Source organism: Citrobacter sp. wls829, from assembly GCF_005280825.1.
GTDB classification, from domain to species: Bacteria; Pseudomonadota; Gammaproteobacteria; order Enterobacterales; family Enterobacteriaceae; genus Citrobacter; species Citrobacter gillenii.
Genome location: NZ_SZWP01000052.1, coordinates 57271 through 75427 on the forward strand (window position 1 = coordinate 57271; position 18157 = coordinate 75427).

General features: G+C 53.9%; 13 protein-coding genes. 7 read left to right on the forward strand and 6 right to left on the reverse strand.

From position 1 onward, the window contains the following. The first annotated feature begins 153 nt into the window (after positions 1–153). Entirely contained in the window at positions 154–1746 is a 1593-nt protein-coding gene (locus FDW88_RS08105; RefSeq protein WP_135912347.1) for an ABC-F family ATPase, read from the forward strand. Positions 1747–1913: 167 nt separating this feature from the next. After that, the gene (locus FDW88_RS08110; protein WP_249354879.1) at positions 1914–2768 is read left to right on the forward strand and encodes a hypothetical protein; all 855 of its coding nucleotides are present in this window, start codon (positions 1914–1916) and stop codon (positions 2766–2768) included. A gap of 69 nt (positions 2769–2837) precedes the next feature. Here FDW88_RS08110 and FDW88_RS08115 read toward each other — a convergent pair whose 3' ends face one another. After that, the gene (locus FDW88_RS08115; RefSeq protein WP_137362349.1) at positions 2838–4100 is read right to left on the reverse strand and encodes a DUF1479 domain-containing protein; all 1263 of its coding nucleotides are present in this window, start codon (positions 4098–4100) and stop codon (positions 2838–2840) included. A gap of 270 nt (positions 4101–4370) precedes the next feature. Between FDW88_RS08115 and FDW88_RS08120 the strand changes: the two genes are divergently transcribed. Continuing rightward, on the forward strand, positions 4371–6302 hold the full coding sequence (locus tag FDW88_RS08120; RefSeq protein ID WP_137362350.1) for a M48 family metalloprotease: 1932 nt from the start codon (positions 4371–4373) through the stop codon (positions 6300–6302). 39 nt (positions 6303–6341) lie between these two features. On the opposite strand, the gene FDW88_RS08125 is transcribed toward FDW88_RS08120, so the two are convergent. The 3 genes from FDW88_RS08125 to FDW88_RS08135 form a co-directional block, all read right to left on the reverse strand. Further along, positions 6342–7157, reverse strand: coding sequence for a Cof-type HAD-IIB family hydrolase (locus FDW88_RS08125; protein ID WP_137362351.1), 816 nt, complete (start codon positions 7155–7157; stop codon positions 6342–6344). 200 nt (positions 7158–7357) lie between these two features. Then, on the reverse strand, positions 7358–9790 hold the full coding sequence (locus tag FDW88_RS08130) for a formate C-acetyltransferase/glycerol dehydratase family glycyl radical enzyme (protein ID WP_137362352.1): 2433 nt from the start codon (positions 9788–9790) through the stop codon (positions 7358–7360). A gap of 5 nt (positions 9791–9795) precedes the next feature. Beyond that, positions 9796–10695: a glycyl-radical enzyme activating protein gene (locus FDW88_RS08135; protein ID WP_115258979.1), complete on the reverse strand. Its 900-nt coding sequence runs from the start codon at positions 10693–10695 to the stop codon at positions 9796–9798. A 132-nt stretch (positions 10696–10827) separates the two neighbouring features. Here FDW88_RS08135 and fsa point away from each other — a divergent pair, with 132 nt between their 5' ends. Further along, a complete protein-coding gene (fsa, locus tag FDW88_RS08140; protein ID WP_117341685.1) occupies positions 10828–11490 on the forward strand; it encodes a fructose-6-phosphate aldolase in 663 nt (220 codons plus the stop codon). Positions 11491–11575: 85 nt separating this feature from the next. On the opposite strand, the gene moeB is transcribed toward fsa, so the two are convergent. Together moeB and moeA are read right to left on the reverse strand one after the other, a co-directional pair. Further along, positions 11576–12325, reverse strand: coding sequence for a molybdopterin-synthase adenylyltransferase MoeB (gene moeB, locus FDW88_RS08145; RefSeq protein ID WP_137362353.1), 750 nt, complete (start codon positions 12323–12325; stop codon positions 11576–11578). After that, on the reverse strand, positions 12325–13560 hold the full coding sequence (moeA, locus tag FDW88_RS08150; RefSeq protein WP_137362354.1) for a molybdopterin molybdotransferase MoeA: 1236 nt from the start codon (positions 13558–13560) through the stop codon (positions 12325–12327). The genes moeB and moeA overlap by 1 nt, the downstream gene beginning before the upstream one ends. Positions 13561–13761: 201 nt before the next feature. Between moeA and iaaA the strand changes: the two genes are divergently transcribed. From iaaA to gsiB, 3 genes are read left to right on the forward strand one after another with little or no spacing between them, the layout of a single operon-like run. Beyond that, positions 13762–14727, forward strand: coding sequence for a beta-aspartyl-peptidase (gene iaaA, locus FDW88_RS08155; protein ID WP_096757735.1), 966 nt, complete (start codon positions 13762–13764; stop codon positions 14725–14727). After that, positions 14714–16585, forward strand: a complete 1872-nt coding sequence (gene gsiA / locus FDW88_RS08160; RefSeq protein WP_115258974.1) for a glutathione ABC transporter ATP-binding protein GsiA — start codon at positions 14714–14716, stop codon at positions 16583–16585. The genes iaaA and gsiA overlap by 14 nt, the downstream gene beginning before the upstream one ends. Positions 16586–16608: 23 nt before the next feature. Continuing rightward, positions 16609–18147 (forward strand): glutathione ABC transporter substrate-binding protein GsiB, encoded by a 1539-nt coding sequence (gene gsiB, locus FDW88_RS08165; RefSeq protein WP_096757733.1) that lies wholly within the window; start codon positions 16609–16611, stop codon positions 18145–18147. The last annotated feature ends 10 nt before the right edge of the window (positions 18148–18157 follow it).

Below are 18157 nucleotides of genomic sequence, written 5' to 3' on the forward strand. Positions count from 1 at the left end.
CATTCGGAGCAACAAGGAATTCGGATGTGTACTAAATCACATTTTTTTCCCTTTGCTTTCACTTTAACCCTCACGCACGAGAGGCGCGATCTTATTCCAGACTTATGGCATAATAAGCGGTTCGTCACATATTTCTTCTTTCAGGATACGCCAGTGTTAGTTTCCAGCAACGTCACCATGCAGTTCGGCAGTAAGCCGCTGTTTGAAAATATTTCCGTCAAATTTGGCGGCGGCAACCGTTACGGCCTGATTGGCGCCAACGGTAGCGGTAAATCCACTTTTATGAAAATTCTCGGCGGCGACCTCGAACCGACGCTGGGTAACGTTTCCCTCGATCCGAACGAACGCATTGGTAAGCTGCGTCAGGATCAGTTCGCTTTTGAAGAGTTCACCGTTCTGGACACCGTTATTATGGGTCACGCTGAACTGTGGGAAGTGAAACAGGAACGTGACCGTATCTATGCGCTGCCGGAAATGAGCGAAGAAGACGGCTACAAAGTTGCCGATCTTGAAGTTAAATACGGCGAGATGGACGGCTATTCGGCGGAGTCTCGCGCCGGTGAACTGCTGCTGGGCGTCGGTATTCCGGTAGAACAACATTACGGCCCGATGAGCGAAGTGGCACCAGGCTGGAAGCTGCGTGTGCTGCTGGCGCAGGCGCTGTTCTCTAACCCGGACATCCTGCTGCTCGATGAACCGACCAACAACCTGGACATTGATACCATTCGTTGGCTGGAGCAGACGCTGAACGAGCGTGACAGCACCATGATCATCATTTCGCACGACCGTCACTTCCTGAACATGGTCTGTACGCATATGGCGGATCTGGACTACGGCGAGCTGCGTGTTTATCCGGGTAACTATGATGAATACATGACGGCAGCAACCCAGGCACGTGAGCGTCTGTTGGCCGATAACGCCAAGAAAAAAGCGCAAATTGCCGATCTGCAATCCTTCGTCAGCCGCTTTAGCGCCAACGCCTCGAAATCTCGTCAGGCGACTTCTCGTGCGCGTCAGATTGATAAAATCAAGCTCGACGAAGTGAAAGCATCCAGCCGTCAGAACCCGTTTATCCGTTTCGAACAGGATAAGAAACTGTTCCGTAACGCGCTGGAAGTCGAAGCACTGACCAAAGGTTTTGATAACGGCCCGCTGTTTAAAAACTTCAATCTGCTGTTGGAAGTGGGCGAGAAGGTTGCCATCATCGGGGCTAACGGCGTGGGTAAATCGACCATGCTGAAAGTGCTGGTCGGCGACATGGCGCCGGATAATGGCACCGTTAAGTGGTCTGAGAATGCGCAAATCGGCTACTACGCGCAGGATCACGAATATGAGTTCGAAAACGATATGACCGTTTTCGAATGGATGAGCCAGTGGAAACAAGAAGGCGATGACGAGCAGGTTGTTCGCAGCTTCCTTGGCCGTCTGCTGTTCAGCCAGGACGATATCAAAAAGCCTGCTAAAGTGCTGTCCGGTGGTGAAAAAGGGCGCATGCTGTTCGGTAAGCTGATGATGCAGAAACCGAATATTCTGGTGATGGATGAACCTACCAACCACCTGGATATGGAATCTATCGAATCGCTGAACATGGCGCTGGAAATGTATCAGGGCACGCTGATCTTTGTTTCTCACGACCGCGAATTCGTCAGCTCACTGGCCACTCGCGTGATTGAGATTACGCCGGAACGCGTGATCGACTTCACTGGTAACTACGAAGACTATCTGCGTAGCAAAGGCGTCGAATAATTTTTCCGTCGTCTTTCGTGTTACAGGTGTGTTGGCTGCACCTGTTCACCCCGGTCACTTACTTATAATTCCACCCCCGCACTTTTCTGAAAAAAAATTCTGCTGATTAATCTTAGCCACAATTGTGGCTAAGATACTTTCCATAACTACCTACACAAGGAAAGGAAATGAGTCAGATGGAACCGCTTTCTTTAGCCAATCTTAAATTAAAATTACTGAGTTTAAACAACAACAACGAGCATCCTTTCATTTTATGTGAAGATGGCGATGATATCGTTGCATCCTGGAATATCGTAGATGCTGAGTGGAAAGATTATTTCAGTCAATACGGATTGCAAAAACAATATGAGCTAAGACTGTTTTTCAATGAAAGTAAAAATCAGATTAGCTATCGGGAAAAAACTACCGATGTTGAGTGGGATGCAGATTTGGGTGGGTTCAGATTGAGCAAATCTGTCCAAATCGGGAAACGTCTTGAGTTTTCTGCTGGGGGATCCTGGGGTAAAAAAGAAGACGGTAGCTTCGGTAAAATTGACAGCTATAAATTTACATCAACGGAAATTACGGACCCTATTTTTGATATGGCTCGTGATGCGGGATGGCAGGTTCGTGGTCTGTTAGCAGACAAGAAAAAAAGAAAATTTGTTATTGCGGGAGCGGTGATTGCCGCACTGATTATTTTTATTGGCTTGGGTACTTTCCTCTTTTCTTCGATGGGTGAATTGAAGGATGCTGCGCGATCAGAGATAGACTTGCTCCGTGATGGACAATATGTTCAGGCTTATCAGGCAAGCTCTTCTTCTCTGCAAAGACAAATGGACAGTGAGGATTTTAAGCTTGTAACCGAGTCTATTCATTTTGATGATATTAGTGAATACAGTTTTGATAGTTTCAACGTAGAAAATGATGTTGGTTCTTTGTCTGGAAGCGTTGTTTTTAAAAATGGAGAATCCGGCGAGATTAACGTTACTATGCTCAAAGAAAATGATAAATGGAAACTGGTTGCAGTATCAGTAGAATAAAAAAATATCCGGTTTTTATCACGTAATGAAGAAAACCGGACTGTTTTAAAGGCGTTGAAAGGGGAAGGATTATTCCATCCCCAGCGCGCGCTTACCGTGGATATTCAAATCCCCCAGGGTAAAGCGTCCTTCCCAGTTTGTTTCATAGTCTTCACGCGGGAAATCCCCCGGCGAGGCACCTTTCTCCAGCGCGGCCTTCACCTTGTGGGCATAGGCGAGATTTTTTTCGCACATTGGTGCGGCGGGAATATACATCACGTTGCCCCAGCCTTGTTGGTTCTCCACCGGCGCAACGGCGTGGATCACATCACAATGCCACCATACGGAATCGCCGGCTTCCAGTTGCGGAATGCTGGTTAACGCCTCGATGAGTAAGGGATGCCATTGCGCTGAAACCGGCAGCACTCTTCCTGGTGCGACGCCGCACAGTTCATCTTCCGGAACATCATCCAGCAGTGGGCGTAACAGCACATAAGCCATCGCTTCAGGAATGGGAACCACATGTAGCAACCCCTGGCCCGGTAACATATCGGAAAGCGCTGTCCAGCCCTGGAAGGTGCGAAACACCGAACATTTGGTGGTGTTATCGACCGTATACTCTTCGACGTCAGTGCGATGCGCCGCCTGCCACGGATCGTAATCGGCCAGATTGCCGTTAAAAACAGAAGCAAAAACGCGCTGATATGCCGGAAGCAACCAGCGCTCCAGTGCGCCGGAATCTGTATGTGCGCCGAGCCCTTTGGAGGTGGTTCCCGGCGGGCGGCGACGAATACGGTCAGGATAGATCACGCTGACGTCCGGGTTAAACCACTGCTTACCTTCGCTTTCAAAAGTCCACAGGCGATTAAGAAACGACTGTGCGTTAGCCATCTCTTCACTCTGGCGGGCCTGCATTTGTGCCTGTGACCAGTAGATCGGAAAGATTTCAGGACGCGATGCACTCAGGGTGCCGAAAAAATTGTCCCCCGGTCCTTTGTAGACCTCGTCAAAGCGGTTGCGGTCGAGATAATCGAGCATTGAGCGATCCCAACCCAGCGCCTGCTCGCGGGGGAAATGGCCCTTAATGACCGCACATCCACGACGTTTAATCTGTTCTCGCTGCACAGCGGTGACGGTGCCCGCCTGAATATCGGCGTATGGCAGTACCGGCCAGACCGCGTCACTCTGTGCTTTAAGCGCGTTGATCTCCGCCACGCGGGTGGCAATGGTCTCGCTAAGCTGGCTGAAGATCTGCTGGACGTCGCCAAGCTGCGCCCGCAGTTCCCGCTTCATCTGACGGATTGCCGCTTTGTGATCGGCAGGCAACGTGTCGCTGGTAAAAGTAAGAGCCATAACCACCTCGCATTAACTTTCATTCGAAACTAATTTAACTTGCAAATGATAATATAAGTTAAAAATAAGTTAATGCAAGTTTAAAAGTCAGTAAGGCGCGCGGGTGGGTAAGTGAGCGTTGGGCTGACCTATCGATAAAATGGGGGCTGGTGGATAAAAACGTTAACCGGCAACAAGTGGGACTATCTATACTTCTTTGCTCTGGGAGATTTTGCCCGCTAAAGGCCAGCACTAAGAGGGCGGTGCAGGTTGATAAAAGGATATTTTTCAATGGAAAGAAAAGGCACGCTTCATCTCTTCACTGTTCCAGTCTGCATTCTTAGTTATGCGCTATGGCAGTACTGGCGGGTAGCCGATGTTCTCGAAGGCGATGCTGAGGGGCTGCTCCGACAGACGCTAGCGATGTTGGCGATAGCGCTTGGCGGTGCGGCTTTGCTTGTTGTGGGGGCGGCAGTGGGGCTATGTACAACCAGCGCCCGCGCTTCGCGCCATTCCCAAAGCATCTTGATTCGCACATTTACGCGTTGCCGTCGCCTGTTGCCTTTTATGATGGCCGCTGAAATTATGACCTGCGGACTGGCGGTGATTTGTCTGGCGTTATCGGAAGTTACCTGGCTGATGTCGCATTTTGGCGGGGCGGGTGGGTTCAAATTGGCGGCGGTAATCCTGGTCGCCGTCGGCGCGATCCTCTGGATGCTATTAAAAAGTCTGACTTCCATCAGACGCTGTTTCGCTCTCTTTCAACCTGACGATACGGAGATTTACGGGGTGAATGTCACCGTCGCGAATAACCCGGCGCTCTGGCAATGGATACGTGACGTCACCCGGCGTGCAGAGTTGACGGTGCCTGACAATATCGTGGTCGGATTTTTTGACGGCTTCTTTGTCACCGCCAATACCGTACAAATTGAAGAGGGCAAACGACTTACGGGGAATACGCTCTACTTGCCGCTAACCTATATGGCATTGCTGGATGACGCGGAAGCGGCAGCGGTGATTGGCCATGAGCTGGGACATTTTACCGGCGAGGATACGCAATACAGCCTGCGTTTTGTTCCTCTGTATGCCGGGATGCAAAACAGTCTTGAACAGATGGCGAACAGCTCACAGGGGTTTTCATGGCTTGACCGCATCGTACTGCGCCCGTCACTGGATGTGGGGCTATGGTTTTTGCAGACCTTCCATGAAGCGGTCAGTGACTGGGCCAGGATCCGTGAATATGCGGCGGATAATATGGGTGCAAAAGTCTCATCTCCAGCGGCGTTCGCGTCGGCGTTACTGCGGATATCGGTGCTGGATGTGCCGGTTTCCCGATTTCTGGGGGAGCTTTTGCATGGGCGTGTGACCAGCACCAACTGGCTTGTCGATCTGCTTGTCGCGTTACAGAAAATCGGACCGTTTGCGCTGCAGAACAGTCTCGATAATGAAATAGCGCATCCAATGGATAGCCATCCGACGACGCGTGAACGTATTGCGGCACTGACAGTACCGCTCGATAGTGAACTTCTGGCGCGGTCTTTACGCCCGGTTGCCGCAGGTGATAACGCTTTTTTCGGTGGTCTATTCGCCGATGCGGATGTGTTGAGCCTATCGCTTTCACGCACCCTGTCGACAAAAATCACCGCGCAACGTAAGGTCTATCGCCAGACACTTGAAGCCGAAGCCGGGCTGGCAACAGGCTCGGTGGCGCTGTGGATGAGTGCGAAAGTGGCATGGTATATGATAATTGCGGGCCTGGTAATGCTGTTGGGCGGTGGGGCTTTGCTGCTGTTCAAAACGGTCAGCCCTTGGTGCGTGTTGATTCCTTTCGGCGGAATTGCCTTTGGGCTGTTGGGCATTATCACCTTACGACGAACGCGACAGCCGCTGCTGGTGCTGACGCAGGACGCGATCGCCAGCCCGTGGTTGCCTCAGCCGCTACCGCTAAAAAATATTGCCGACTATAACCTGACGATTATTTCCAGTTCGATGACGATTGAATTCTTCATGGACGATGATTACCAACCGACTCTCACCACCAAACGGTTTATGCAGGTTATTCGCTTTAACCCGCGAAAACATGCGGTTGCAATCGTGGTGGCCGGCGATGTGTTACGCCAGCAGGAAAATGGAAAGGTTAAGCTGGATGCGCAAGCGCTGCTGACGCTTATCGGGCAATACATTGTTTCTGCCCACGCTCGCGCTGAGCTGGAGGATTTCTGATGGGGATGTAAAACCCGGAGTACGGACTCCGGGTTTATGTCAGCCGTTAAACGGTGAGGTGTTGTCGAGTACGGCCTGAATCACGTTCAGTGCGCCCTGATGATTGTTGTCATCGGTCTGGTAGCGGGCAATTGCTTTAATGCTGTCGGCGGCATTAGCCATGGCAAAGGAATAGTGTGCCATTTTCAGCATTTCCGCATCGTTGCCGCTATCACCAATGGCAACTACATTCTGCGGTGACAGGTTCCAGCGTTTAAGCAGGCGGCTGATACCGTTGGCTTTATGTAAACCTGGGATTATCAGATCGATAAAGCCAAACCCGCTGGTCACCGGCTTCATGATACCGTCGAGGGCTGTATGCAAGTGGTCAATAACCAACGGGATTTGCCCATCAGGTAAATTCAGTGAGAACTTGAACAGCACATCATCGATGTCCTGAAAGTCCTTAACCGGTTTCAGGCGATGGTAGTGTTTTGACATCAGCGCCACAAACGCCTCCGGGGCATTTTCGCTGATGTAGGCGCTTTGCAGTCCGCAGGCGACAAAATTCAGCTGCTTATCCTTCAATAACTCGCCGATGACAATACGGGATTCGTGGCGGGTAAGCTCACCATGAAAAAGTTGTTTGCCGTGTTCATACACCAGCGCGCCGTTCTCTGCGACAAAAGAGATTTCGTCTTTGAGTTCAGGGAAAAAGGAGATCAACTGGTAATACTGGTTGCCGCTGGCCACGACAAATTCAATATCTCGTTGTTTCAATTGCTGATACTGCGCCATAAATCGCTGGCGATCGTACTGCTTGGCATCGTCGAGAAAAGTGCCGTCCATGTCGGTGACGATAACGTTGATGGTCATATATGCTCCTGGCTTTCACTGCAACCAGAAACATTTTAATAACAATGTGACCTTAAGCACAAATTTAATTTCGAATGAAAGTTTCCCCGTCGTCTATTACAGCACAGTTGTAGGCCGGATAAGCGTCAGCGCCATCCGGCATTGAGGCGGTATCGCTGCCGGATAGCGACGCGAAAACGTCTTATCCGGCCTACGGGAAATTACAGCATATGCTCTGTTCGGGCGATGATATCGTCCTGTGCATCCGGAGACAGGGCAGTGAAGAAGGCGGAGTAGCCAGCAACACGCACCACCAGGTCACGGTACTGATCTGGGTGTTTTTTCGCTTCCAGCAGCGTTTCACGAGAGACGATGTTGTACTGAATATGCCAGCCTTTGTGCTCTTCAAAGAAGGTACGCAGCAGGATCATTAACTTCTGCTTATCGGACTCATTTTCTAGTGTAGCCGGATTCAGCTTCTGGTTTAACAGCACCCCGCCGAGGATCGCGCCGGTCGGCAACTTGCCCACTGAGCCAATCACCGCCGTTGGACCGAGATGGTCGGTACCTGAGGCCGGGCTGGCGCCTTCTGCCAGTGGGGTATGCGCTTTACGGCCATCCGGCGTTGCCATTGTTGCCGCGCCAAACGGTACGTTTGCCGAGATGGAGGAGGTTCCGGCGTAATAGTTACCACCGATCGGACCGCGACCGTAACGCGGATTATGATATTGCTTCAGTTCGTCGATATAGGTCTGGTAAGCGCGGGCCAGCAGGGTGTCGACGCTGTCATCATCGTTACCGTACTTCGGTGCGCCGTTGATCAGACGCTGGCGTAATTGTTCATGCGTGAGGCCTGCAAAGTCATCTGCCAGGGCTGCCGCCAGCTGCTGCTGACCGATAACACCCTGATCGAAGACCAGCTTTTTCACGGCAGCCAGACTGTTGCCAAGGTTAGCAATCCCGACCTGCAAACCGGATACCCAGTCATATTTTGCGCCGCCCTGTTTAATGCTCTTCGCCCGCTCAATGCAATCATCCACCAGCGCAGAGCACAGGATGTCGTGGACGTTTTCTTCCAGCATGGTATCAACCACATACTCAATCTCGATGGATTTACGCGTGTAGTAGCGGATCTGCGTATCCCAGGCGGTCATCACCTCGTCGAAGTTGTGGAAGTTATCCGCCGAGAGCGCCTTTTCCTGCGGCAGGAAGACCTTACCGCTGGTGGCATCGCGACCACCTTCCAGCGCGGCCAGCATCACACGGGCAAAGTTAATAAAGCTCATGCCGGTGCAGCGGTAACCCCATTTCCCGCCCACGGCGGTTTCGATGCAGCCAATGGCTGCGTAGTCGTAGGCATCCTGCGGCTCAATACCCAGCTTAATGAATTCCGGGATAACAATTTCATCGTTGTTAAACGCCGGCATGCCAAAGCCGCAGCGAATGACCTGCACGCAGGCATCAAGGAAATCGTTACTCATCCCGGCATGATAACGCACGCTGAGGTTCGGCTGGGTTGAACGCAGACGACCGCAGGACTCCAGAATGGCATAGGAGAGCGGATTGACCGCGTCCATTGGCTGGCCGTTAACCAGATTCTGACCACCGATAGTGACGTTTTGATACAGCGGGCTGCCCGCGGATGCCTTCGAGTGGGAGCCGGAGCGGATTTTGTTCACTTCCAGCAGCTTCAACCAGCAGCTGTGCAGCAGCTCAATGGCGTGCTCGCGGTCCAGCGTCTGGTTCAGCTCCACGTCGCGACGATAGAACGGGTAGAGATACTGGTCCATGCGGCCAAACGACACCGAGTGCCCGTTCGATTCGATTTGCAGGATAAGCTGGATGAAATAGCACAGTTGCAGTGCCTGCCAGAAGGTTTTTGGCGGTTCGTGGGCGATGACATCGCAGTTTTCTGCCATTGCCAGCAGCTCATCGCGACGACTTTCACGGGTTTCAGTTGCTGCCATTTTACGTGCCAGGCTGGCGAAACGTTCGATATGCAGGCTGACGGCATCCAGTACGATATCAATGGCTTTCAGGAACTGATCGCCATGGAGATCGTCCAGGCAGGTCAGGTTAATGCGCGAACGACGCTCGTCGACTTTATGACGCAGACCATCAAGGCCTTTTTCCAGCAGTAGCGGGAAGTTCACCGCCAGGTGCGCATCGCCGGAAGTCATGTTGCCTTCGGCTTTGATGATGCCGGTTTCCAGCAGGCCTTTTTGTTCGTCGGTAAACATGCCGTAGCAGCGATCCTGTACGGTCTGACCGCGCCACCACGGGCAGATTTCATGCAGTACGTGCTTGTTCTCTTCGCTGACCGCAAAGCCGGCTCCTGGCCGGTCGGCCAAATCGTCGATCTCTTTTTCAATCCACGATACGGTGTATTCCGGGAAGATTGGTGCGGCGCGGACTTCGCTTGCCTGATTACCGATAATCAACTCGTCATGTTTGATCCAGATAGTCCGTTCCGCCAGATGATGCGCCAGCGCCAGCGCGCGGCGTACCGGGATCGGTTTGTCCAGATGCTGTTGATACATCTCGGTATAGTGCTGGGCGCGCTCGGTACACACCGGCGGCTTCACAATGTGGATCAGGGCTGTTTTGTGTGCGTTGATGCGGTCGCTGAGTGTATCCAGTTTCAGTGTGGTCATGGCGGTTATCCTCGTAGGGTCGCGGTTAAACCTTTATGGCTGGCATACTGCTGGGCAAATTCGAGCAGTGCAGGCGCATCCAGCGGTTTGTCCGGGGCGTTGTAGGGTTGGCTGAGTAAGTGGTATTTGTTGATGCCCAAGGTGTGATAGGGCAAAAAATGAATCTCACCGACGTGAAGTTCATCGGCGGCAAAATCGGTAATGGCTTTAATGGCTTCTTCGTTGGCATTGAAGCCCTGAATCAGCGGCACGCGAATAATCATTTTTTTTCCGGCAGTGGCCAGTTTTTTCAGATTATCCAGCACGCGAGCGGCGTTGCCGTCAGTCCACTGCTTAAACGGCACATCGGCGATGTGTTTTAAATCGGCAAGAAACAGATCGATGTACGCTAATGAAGGTTCAATGTACTTCCACGGTACGTGCAGGCAGGTTTCGACTGCAGTATGAATACCCGCCTCATGGCTGGCTTTGAACAACGCCGCAGCCAGCTCCGGCTGCATAAATGGCTCACCGCCGGAGAGCGTTACCCCACCACCGCTGCGATCGTAGAAGGGTTTATCGCGCAGCACGGTGGACATTATCTCCTCTACGCTTTTTACTTCACCACAGACGGTAAGCGCCTGGGTCGGGCAGCAGTGGGTCAGTGCGGTGAGCGACTTATCGGTCAATTTTTCACGATGAATAAGCAGGCCGTTCAGGGCGCGCTGAATGACGTCAGGCGCAGCCTGAACACACAGGTCACAGCCCTCCAGACACAGACGCGCGTCATACAGCAGATCCTGCGTACGGGCACGACTCTCCGGGTTCTGGCACCAGCGACAACCCAGAGAGCATCCCTTAAGGAAGACTACCGTGCGGATACCGGGACCATCGTGGGTGGAATAGCGCTGGATATTGAAAATCATAAGCGGCCTCTCTTCTTTCGTATAAAGATTAAATTACTTTCGAATGAAAGTTATATTGACGTGAGTCAACTAACCGCGCGGTTTCGTCGTGCTACCGTTGATTCATGCTAACGATCAGTTTGAGGAACGGTTATGGAACTCTATTTAGATACGTCTGATGTGGATGCGGTGAAAACCCTGGCGCGTATTTTTCCGCTGGCAGGTGTCACCACAAACCCGAGTATTGTGGCGGCAGGTAGAAAGGCGCTGGAGGTGTTACTCCCGGAACTGCATGACGCGATTGGCGGGCAGGGGCGTTTGTTTGCTCAGGTGATGGCAACGACCGCTGAGGGCATGGTCAGCGACGCGCATAAACTGCGGGCAATGATTCCCGATATCGTGGTGAAGGTACCGGTGACCGCAGAAGGGCTGGCGGCGATTAAGCTGCTGAAGAAAGAGGGGATCCCAACGCTGGGCACCGCGGTTTACAGTGCAGCACAGGGGCTGTTAGCTGCGCTGGCAGGGGCCGAATACATTGCGCCGTATGTTAACCGCGTGGATGCGCAGGGCGGGGATGGTATTCAGACGGTGGTTGATTTACAGAACTTACTGAAAATGCACGCGCCGCACGCCAAAGTACTGGCTGCCAGTTTTAAAACCCCGCGTCAGGCGCTGGACTGCCTGTTAGCTGGCTGTGAAGCCATTACGCTACCGCTGGATGTGGCGCAGCAGCTAATTAGCTCCCCGGCCGTGGATGCCGCCATGGCGAAATTTGCGCACGACTGGCAGAGCGCATTTGGACGTACGTCGATCTGATGCTGTTGCCGGGTGGCGCTAACGCTTACCCGGCCTACGTTCGAGCCGTTGTAGGTCGGGTAAGGCGAAGCTGCCACCCGACTTTTTACCGACTACAAACCTCACACCCCGGGTTGCGCATCAGCTTCATCTCCCGGAACTGGCAGGTCATCGCATCGTACATCACGATTTTACCGCTTGCCGGTTTACCGAAGTTTGTCAGTAACTTGATGGCTTCCATCGCTTGCAGCGACCCGATCACGCCAATCAGCGGTGACATCACGCCGGCCTCCACGCAGGTTAAGGCGTTTTCACCGAACAGGCGGCTCAAACAGCGGTAGCAGGCTTCACCTTCCTGATACGTAAAGACGGTGATTTGTCCTTCCATACGAATGGCCGCACCGGACACTAGTGGCACTTTTGCCGTAAAGCAGGCGGCGTTCAGCTGATTGCGCACGGCGACGTTATCGGTGCAATCCAGCACCAGGTCATGCTCTACAACCAACGCATGCATCGCAGCATCGTCAAGCAGCGCATTCACCGGTGTGAGGGTGATATGTGGATTAATCCGCGCCAGCGCATCGCGTGCCGATTCCACTTTTGGCTGCCCGACAGTCGCGTCGCTATGCAACGTCTGGCGCTGAAGATTGGAAACCGACACGGTATCAAAGTCGAGCAGGGTTAAATGCCCGATGCCTGCGCCCGCCAGATACTGAGTTGCGGCGCAGCCAAGTCCTCCGAGTCCTACGACCAGCACCCGCGCTTCTTTTAACGCTTCCTGACCGTCAAAGTCGAAGCCGCGCAGGATGATTTGCCGGTTATAACGCAGCATCTCCTGGTCGCTGAGTTCTGCCATTACAGGCCTCCAAACAGCGCGTTAAATGGCTCGACGTCTACCCATTCTCCGGCTTCAACGTTGCCGCGATCGCGTTCCAGAACGATAAAGCAGTTGCCAAGGCTAAAAGAGCTGAAAATATGCGAGCCCTGATGACCCGTGGTGGTGACCTCCAGTTCGCCGTCAGCCGTACGCTGCAATACGCCGCGCTGGAAATCCAGACGGCCAGGCGTTTTCTTCAGGCGTGATGCGGTCCGTACGCGCTGGCGTGGGGGTAATCCGCTGGCGGTATTTCCGCTCAGTTTTGCCAGCAGCGGTTGCACCAGCTGATAGAAGGTGAGGGCTGCAGAGACTGGATTACCTGGCAGGCCACAAAACCAGCTGTTGCTCAGTTTACCGAACGCGAACGGTTTACCCGGCTTAATCGCCAGTTTCCAGAAGGCAATTTCGCCGAGTTCTTCGAGAATGGTTTTGGTGTAGTCCGCTTCCCCGACCGATACACCGCCGGAACTTATCACCACATCGGCCTGACTGTCGGCTTCGATAAACGCCGCGCGCAGGGCGTGAGGATCGTCGCGGATAATACCTAAGTTGATGACCTCACAGCCCAGCTGTTGCAGCATCAGGTGTACGGCCAGGCGGTTGGTGTCATAAATCTGACCGTCACCCAGCGGTTGGCCTGGCAGCTGCAGCTCATCACCGGTAGAAAATAGCGCCACGCGCACTTTACGCACAACCTGCACATCGGCAATACCGAGCGAGGCCAGCACCGGGAGCTCAGCGGTTGTCAGACGTGTTCCTGCGGCAAACACCACCGCGCCGTGAGCAATATCTTCACCGCGCAGACGAATATTTTGTCCGGCGCGAACTTCTGCGGTAAAACGAATACCGTCATCAGTGTGTTCTGTTTGTTCCTGCATCACCACGGCTTCGCAGCCGGCGGGCACCGGTGCGCCGGTCATAATGCGGATGCAGGTTCCCGCAGGCCATTCCCCATGAAAAGGCTGACCGGCAAAGGCTTTACCTGCGACAGCAAGCGGCAGACCGGATTGCAAATCCGCTAAACGCACCGCGTAACCGTCCATTGCCGAGTTATCGAATCCCGGCACATCAATCGGTGAGACGACGTCGGTTGCCAGCACGCGACCAAAGCATTCCACCAGCGGCAGTGTTTCAACGGCGGTGAGTGGGGTAATCGACGACAGCATTTGTGAAAGTGCCGTTTCGAGCGGCATCAGTCCGGCGGTAAATTCCATGAGAAGACTCCTGCGAGGCAAAATCGAATCCGATCATTATGTCAGAAAACAGACGCAGACAGTATGCCACCTCAGTCTTAGGTACAGGCCTTTATCTTTACATGACGTCTGCATCTTTCTATATTCGAAAATCGAATCAATAACTCACCGAAATTCTGCTATTTATAACCACGTTTCCTGCCACCTAAATGGACGATAAAAATGGGCAAAGCAGTCATTGCAATTCACGGCGGCGCTGGCGCAATCACCCGCGCGCAGCTGAGTCAGGAACAGGAATTGCGTTATATACAGGCATTGTCAGATATCGTTGAAGTAGGGCAACGAATGCTGGAGGCGGGCCAAACCGCGCTGGATGTGGTGACTGAAGCCGTACGCTTACTGGAAGAGTGTCCTCTGTTTAATGCCGGAATCGGCGCTGTATTTACCCGTGATGAAACCCATGAGCTGGATGCCTGCGTGATGGACGGAAATACGCTGCAGGCAGGCGCCGTCGCTGGCGTCAGCCACCTGCGTAACCCGATCCTCGCGGCCCGTCTGGTGCTGGAAAAAAGCCCGCACGTTATGATGATAGGCGAAGGGGCAGAGAATTTTGCCCATGCGCAGGGCATGGATCGCGTGAGTGCGGATATTTTCTCGACGCCAGAGCGGTATGCTCAGCTACTGGCCGCACGTACAGCGGGGGAAACGGTGCTCGATCACGGCGGTACGCCGCTGGATGAGGGCAGCAAAATGGGCACCGTTGGCGCGGTGGCGCTGGATAAGTACGGTAATCTGGCGGCGGCGACCTCGACCGGTGGCATGACCAACAAACTGCCGGGGCGCGTCGGGGATAGCCCGTTAGTGGGTGCCGGTTGTTATGCCAATAATGCCAGCGTGGCGGTCTCGTGTACCGGAACCGGGGAAGTGTTTATACGCGCGCTGGCAGCATATGACATTGCCGCGCTGATGGATTATGGCGGGCTGAGCTTGTCAGAGGCCTGCGAACGCGTAGTTATGGAAAAATTACCGGCGCTCGGCGGTAGCGGCGGGCTTATTGCCGTCGATCATGAAGGTAACGTGGCCTTACCGTTTAACAGTGAAGGCATGTACCGTGCCTGGGGATACGCTGGCGATACGCCAACCACCGGTATTTACCGGGAAAAAGGAGATACCGTTGCCACACAGTGATGAGCTTGACGCCAACGATGTACTGGCGGTTAGCAATCTGAACATTGCGTTTGCGCAGGAGCAGAAGCGGGTCAGTGCGGTACGCAATTTGTCATTTCGCCTCAAGCGTGGGGAAACGCTGGCGATTGTTGGCGAGTCCGGTTCAGGAAAGTCGGTCACCGCGCTGTCACTGATGCGCCTGATTGAACAGGCGGGCGGAGAGGTGAGCTGCGATGAGATGTTGCTTCGGCGACGCAACCGGCAGGTGATTGAACTGGGCGAACAGAGCGCGTCGCAGATGCGTCATGTGCGCGGGGCGGATATCGCGATGATCTTCCAGGAGCCGATGACGTCGCTCAATCCGGTGTTCACCGTCGGCGAGCAAATAGCCGAGTCGATTCGTTTGCATCAGGGGGCTAGCCGTGAGGCGGCGATGGAAGAGGCCAAACGGATGCTCGACCAGGTGCGGATACCGGAGTCGAGGGCCATTTTATCGCGCTTTCCGCATCAGCTTTCTGGCGGTATGCGCCAGCGGGTCATGATTGCGATGGCGCTGTCGTGCCGTCCGGCGGTATTGATTGCCGATGAGCCGACCACCGCGCTGGATGTCACCATTCAGGCGCAGATCCTGCAGCTGATTAAAGTATTACAGCAGGACATGGCCATGGGGGTGATTTTTATCACCCACGATATGGGCGTGGTTGCCGATATTGCCGACCGCGTCCTGGTGATGTATCAGGGTGAAGCTGTAGAAACGGGCAGCGTGGAACAGATTTTTCACGCCCCGCAACATCCCTATACCAAAGCGCTGCTGGCTGCCGTGCCGCAGCTCGGGGCCATGAGCGGACATGAACTGCCGCGCCGTTTCCCGTTGATTTCGCTGCAGGACCCCGACCACCGTGAACCGCAGACTGAACAGGACACGGTGGTGGCGGGCGAGCCGATCCTGCAGGTGCGTAATCTGGTGACGCGTTTCCCGCTGCGCAGCGGCATTCTCAATCGCGTGACCCGCGAGGTGCACGCGGTGGAAAACGTCAGTTTTGATCTGTGGCCAGGCGAAACGCTCTCGCTGGTCGGGGAGTCCGGCTGTGGTAAATCTACTACCGGACGGGCGTTGTTGCGACTCGTGGAGTCTCAGCACGGGGAGATCACCTTTAACGGTCAGCGGATAGACACGCTGGCCAGCAGCAAGCTTCAGCCGCTCCGTCGGGATATTCAGTTTATTTTCCAGGATCCCTATGCGTCGCTCGACCCGCGTCAGACGGTAGGTTATTCCATTCTCGAGCCGCTGCGGGTGCACGGTCTACTGCAAGGGGACGCCGCGGCAAAACGGGTCGCCTGGCTGCTGGAGCGGGTGGGGCTACTCCCTGAACACGCCTGGCGCTATCCGCACGAGTTTTCCGGTGGCCAACGTCAGCGTATCTGTATTGCCCGGGCGCTGGCGCTCAATCCAAAAGTGATCATTGCCGATGAATCAGTTTCGGCGCTGGATGTCTCGATTCGTGGGCAGATTATTAATTTGTTGCTCGATCTCCAGCGGGAAATGGGCATCGCCTACCTGTTTATTTCTCACGATATGGCGGTGGTCGAACGTATCAGCCACCGTGTGGCGGTGATGTACCTGGGGCAGATTGTCGAGATTGGTCCCCGTCGGGCGGTGTTTGAAAATCCGCAGCATCCGTATACCCGCAAATTAATGGCGGCGGTTCCGGTTGCCGATCCCTCTCATCAGCGGCCGCAGCGGGTGCTGCTGTCGGATGATATCCCCAGCAATATCCGCAAGCGCGGAGAAGAGATTTCCCCGGTTTCACTCCAGTTAGTGGGGCCGGGGCATTATGTTGCGCGTCCGCAGGTGGAAAATGCGCTTTCGCGTCTATAACAGGCAGGGTTCAGGAGAATAACATGAGACAAATTGTTGCTCGTAAATGGCTGGTTGCGCTGGGGGTTGCCTCTGCACTGGCTGCGTCCCCTGCCTGGTCGGCTAAAGACGTGGTGGTGGCGGTAGGGTCTAATTTTACTACGCTCGACCCCTATGACGCGAATGACACGCTGTCGCAGGCGGTGGCGAAGTCGTTTTATCAAGGGCTGTTCGGTCTTGATAAAGAGATGAAGCTGAAAAATGTGCTGGCAGAAAGCTATACCGTTTCCGATGACGGCTTAACCTATACCGTCAAACTGCGGCAGGGGGTGAAGTTTCAGGATGGCACCGATTTCAATGCAGAGGCGGTGAAAGCTAACCTTGAGCGAGCCAGCAATCCGGAAAATCATCTTAAACGCTATAACCTGTATAAAAATATCGCTAACACCGAGGCCGTTGATGCGACGACGGTGAAGATCACGCTGAAACAGCCGTTCTCGGCGTTTATTAATATCCTGGCGCACCCGGCAACGGCAATGATATCGCCGGCGGCGCTGAAGAAATACGGTAAAGATATCGGCTTCCATCCGGTGGGTACCGGGCCTTATCAGCTTGAAACCTGGAATCAGACCGATTTTGTGAAGGTGAAAAAGTTCGCTGGTTACTGGCAGCAGGGCCTGCCGAAGCTTGATACGATTACCTGGCGTCCGGTGACCGACAATAACACCCGTGCGGCGATGTTGCAGACCGGCGAGGCACAATTTGCCTTCCCGATCCCTTACGAGCAGGCCGCATTACTGGCGAAGAACAAAAACCTGGAACTGGTTGCCAGTCCGTCGATCATGCAGCGTTATATCAGCATGAACGTGACGCAAAAACCGTTTGATAATCCGAAGGTGCGTGAGGCGCTGAACTATGCCATTAACCGCCAGGCGTTGGTAAAAGTGGCATTTGCCGGTTACGCCACACCGGCGACCGGCGTGCTGCCGCCCGCGATAGCCTACGCGCAAAGCTATACGCCGTGGCCTTACGATCCGGCGAAAGCCCGTGAGTTGCTGAAAGAGGCGGGTTATCCCAACGGCTTTACCACCACGCTGTGGTCATCGCATAATCACAGCACCGCGCAGAAAGTGCTGCAATTTACCCAGCAGCAGTTAGCGCAGGTCGGCGTGAAGGCGCAGGTGACGGCGATGGATGCCGGACAGCGGGCGGCAGAAGTTGAAGGTAAGGCGCAGAAAGAGAGCGGGGTACGGATGTTCTACACCGGCTGGTCGGCGTCGACGGGCGAAGCTGACTGGGCATTATCACCGCTGTTTGCTTCGCAAAACTGGCCGCCAACGTTGTTTAATACGGCGTTTTACAGTAACAAGCAGGTGGACAGCGATTTAGCCGCGGCACTGCAAACGAACGATCCGAGCGAAAAAGCGCGATTGTACAAAGATGCACAGGATATCATCTGGAAAGAGTCGCCGTGGATCCCGCTGGTGGTGGAGAAACTGATCTCTGCGCACAGTACCAAGTTGACCGGATTCTGGATTATGCCGGACACCGGATTTAGTTTTGATGATGCGGATTTGCAATAAGCTATTCATT

Excerpts from the sequence above, each read along its gene's own strand:
- FDW88_RS08115 (WP_137362349.1), bottom strand. The coding sequence starts at position 4,100 with ATGGCTCTTACTTTTACCAGCGACACGTTGCCTGCCGATCACAAAGCG.
- gsiB (WP_096757733.1), top strand. The coding sequence starts at position 16,609 with ATGAGACAAATTGTTGCTCGTAAATGGCTGGTTGCGCTGGGGGTTGCC.
- FDW88_RS08135 (WP_115258979.1), bottom strand. The coding sequence starts at position 10,695 with ATGATTTTCAATATCCAGCGCTATTCCACCCACGATGGTCCCGGTATC.
- FDW88_RS08120 (WP_137362350.1), top strand. The coding sequence starts at position 4,371 with ATGGAAAGAAAAGGCACGCTTCATCTCTTCACTGTTCCAGTCTGCATT.
- moeA (WP_137362354.1), bottom strand. The coding sequence starts at position 13,560 with ATGGAATTTACCGCCGGACTGATGCCGCTCGAAACGGCACTTTCACAA.
- moeB (WP_137362353.1), bottom strand. The coding sequence starts at position 12,325 with ATGGCAGAACTCAGCGACCAGGAGATGCTGCGTTATAACCGGCAAATC.
- FDW88_RS08130 (WP_137362352.1), bottom strand. The coding sequence starts at position 9,790 with ATGACCACACTGAAACTGGATACACTCAGCGACCGCATCAACGCACAC.
- FDW88_RS08110 (WP_249354879.1), top strand. The coding sequence starts at position 1,914 with ATGAGTCAGATGGAACCGCTTTCTTTAGCCAATCTTAAATTAAAATTA.
- iaaA (WP_096757735.1), top strand. The coding sequence starts at position 13,762 with ATGGGCAAAGCAGTCATTGCAATTCACGGCGGCGCTGGCGCAATCACC.
- FDW88_RS08125 (WP_137362351.1), bottom strand. The coding sequence starts at position 7,157 with ATGACCATCAACGTTATCGTCACCGACATGGACGGCACTTTTCTCGAC.
- fsa (WP_117341685.1), top strand. The coding sequence starts at position 10,828 with ATGGAACTCTATTTAGATACGTCTGATGTGGATGCGGTGAAAACCCTG.